Annotated in this window: 4 protein-coding genes; all 4 read right to left on the bottom strand. The window is 42.2% G+C overall.

What is annotated here, in order from left to right:
* Positions 1–75 precede the first annotated feature (75 nt).
* Positions 76–309 (bottom strand): FeoA family protein, encoded by a 234-nt coding sequence (locus tag WBV27_RS01765; RefSeq protein WP_424198874.1) that lies wholly within the window; start codon positions 307–309, stop codon positions 76–78.
* A gap of 85 nt (positions 310–394) precedes the next feature.
* Positions 395–1,039 carry a metal-dependent transcriptional regulator gene (locus WBV27_RS01760; protein ID WP_424198872.1) on the bottom strand — a complete coding sequence of 215 codons (645 nt, stop codon included), beginning with the start codon at positions 1,037–1,039 and terminating at the stop codon, positions 395–397.
* Between the two features lie 560 nt (positions 1,040–1,599).
* Positions 1,600–2,019, bottom strand: a complete 420-nt coding sequence (gene mgsA / locus WBV27_RS01755; protein WP_086628999.1) for a methylglyoxal synthase — start codon at positions 2,017–2,019, stop codon at positions 1,600–1,602.
* Between the two features lie 542 nt (positions 2,020–2,561).
* A partial coding sequence (locus WBV27_RS01750) for a family 1 glycosylhydrolase (RefSeq protein ID WP_424198876.1) occupies positions 2,562–2,687 on the bottom strand: 126 nt, incomplete at its 5' end.

Here is a 2,687-nt window from a genome sequence, read left to right as displayed (position 1 = left end):
CCAACGTTAGGATTGCCTGCTAAGGAAATCACATGACCGTTTTTTTCATTTTGCAATACGAATTCATCTGGCATATTATCCCTCCTCTGTTTTTACCTGTATATAATTTGCATCTTCGTCACGGATTGCGATAACTGTTCCTCTTACTTCGTAGGCTTTAGGATCTTTCTTAGGGCTGATCAACACCAATTTGACTGTACTTCCTGGATAAAAACCTAAATCCAATAATCTCTGTTGCATTTTTGTATCAGGATGGGCAACTTCCGTCACCACTGCTGGCTCGTTTCTTTTTAATTTTGATAGTTCCATCAAAAAACCTCTCTTCATTTTTAGGCTAACCTCTTCGTTTTTCAGTACAGCCTTTTCATGCTGGCTCTTTTTTCCCTACTCCGATTCATTGAACATAAATCTTGCTTGCAGCTTTGAAGCTGATTTGGTGGGATTGATGATTCTGCGCCTCAAAGGTATACGGGCCTTCGTACGGCTCAACATTTGTCAACAGATAGGCCACGCTTAATTTTACGTCCTTGTTGAGCAGATACGCCAAAAATTCCTGATCGTCATCAACTTCCTGGATGACAAAACGGCTTCCGACTTCAAGTTCGATTAATGGTTTGCTTTCGGAAACTTCAATCCGCCCCTCTTTGTCGGGTATCACGCCTCCATGAGGATCATATTTAGGGGAACCTAAAAAAGAGTCTAAGCTATTGATTAATCGATCCGAGGACACATGCTCCAACATTTCTGCCTCTTCATGTACCTCATCCCAGTTAAAGCCTAATTTATCAGCAAGAAAAACTTCCCATAAGCGGTGTTTCCTTATCAATTTATTAGCAATCAGCTGGCCTTTTTCGGTTATCTGTACACCCTGATAAGGAATATGACTAATCAATCCATCCTTAAGTAGCTTCACCGACATCTCAGTAACTGATGCGGCAGAAACAGATAAAGCTTTACCTATCTGTTTGTTGGTGATCATTTGCTGGTCTCCACCCAATTCCATGATAACCTTCAGGTAATCTTCTTTATGGGGTGACATGTGCCCCCTCCTTTTTCGGTATGCCTAAACTACATTTCATATTATACCTCATTTTTTTTTAGTTGCAAGTAAAAATATCAATGATTCCTAACTTGAGAACACTCCCAAGTCCGCTTAGCCAAGCTATCGAATGTATCCTTATGTACCCCACCTGTATTTCATAGTTTTACTGGGTCATTAATTACATAAGATGGTAGCAGGATATTTTTTCTATACATTTTACGCCTTGGGACATTTTTTTGCGGAGCACTTCTCTGTGACAGCTAAACACACGTCTCTCTGTTTGTGTTTATTCTTAACTAAATTTGTATTTTAAAACTATCAACCAAAGAAAAAGAGCCAACAGCATTCAATTCTGCTGTTGGCTCTGATGACATGAATTCGTTCAGACTGTCGATAATAACTTGATCGAACGTCATGTATATTTTAAAGTTGCTTTTGATTTCTTTGTCAAAGATAATCCGATCTAAGACTGTCTTTAATATCGCTTTGGTTGTCTTCTTCGAGTCAGAATTTTCAATCAAAAAATTTCATCTATTTATGATATGCATGCTGATTGGTTATCCGAAATCGATGCTGCCTTCCGCATTGTAGAATTCGCGCCAATCGACGAAGCCAGCATCCAGTCCGCGGAGCAGCACTTCGGCTGTGCCGATATTGGTGGCCAACGGGATTTCATAGACATCACTCAGTCGGATCAAAGCGGTTACATCCGGTTCATGGGGCATAGCGGCCAAAGGATCACGCAGGAAGATCACCATATCCATTTTATTTTCCGAAATCATGGCGCCGATCTGTTGGTCCCCTCCAAGCGGCCCTGACTTGAAACGGTGTACACTCAACCCTGTCGCTTCCATGATGCGGGTCCCGGTCGTGCCGGTCGCAAACAATTCATGTTCTTCAAGGATTGCTTTATAGGCAGTACATAATTGAATCATCAAATCCTTCTTACGGTCATGCGCAATTAATGCTACTTTCATCTGAGTTCCTCCCTACAATTTTTATAAGAACAGTATATCATTTCGCCGGTTTTATGGTCGCACCCGTCGCAATATTTTTCTTTTCTGTACCGAAATAACCAAAATATATACGGATTTCTTCATATTATCTTCACAATTCAGGACTATTATACAGATAGGCCAATCACAAACAATCTTTTTACTCTTCTTTACTCCTCCAAAGTAAAGAACAACTCCTTTATGCCACCGCTCTTATGAGCGGTGGTTTTTTGTTCATTCTGCGTAGGCGAGATGCCTACGCGGATACGAATAGACTGTCCAGGGTGCGCCAGCTCCGGTGAGCGGTTGGTTCGCCGTAGATGAGATAGCAATCTAAGCCTCGATCTCCGATGAGCCCCTCCTCGCCGAAGTTAGGCGGAATAATCTACCTCCATCTCCGGCGAGCCTCGCTTGGCCGGAGTTGAAGAGCCTCTGAAGGATCCTTACAAGCTAACCACATTACCGAACACAAAAAAGCTCAGCAGGATATCGCGATCCTCGCTGAGCTTTTTCATGCATGAACTTTAAGCCAATTCTTCCCCGTTGGAAGCAATGACCTTCTTGTACCAGTCGAAAGAATCCTTTTTGCTTCTTTCCAGTGTGCCGTTGCCTTCGTTGTCCCGATCTACATAGATGAAGCCATAGCGTTT

The organism is Trichococcus sp. (assembly GCF_049589555.1).
Lineage (GTDB): Bacteria > Bacillota > Bacilli > Lactobacillales > Aerococcaceae > Trichococcus.
The sequence above is the reverse complement of the archived record's forward strand: the minus strand, read 5'-3'. Positions and strand labels throughout refer to the sequence as shown.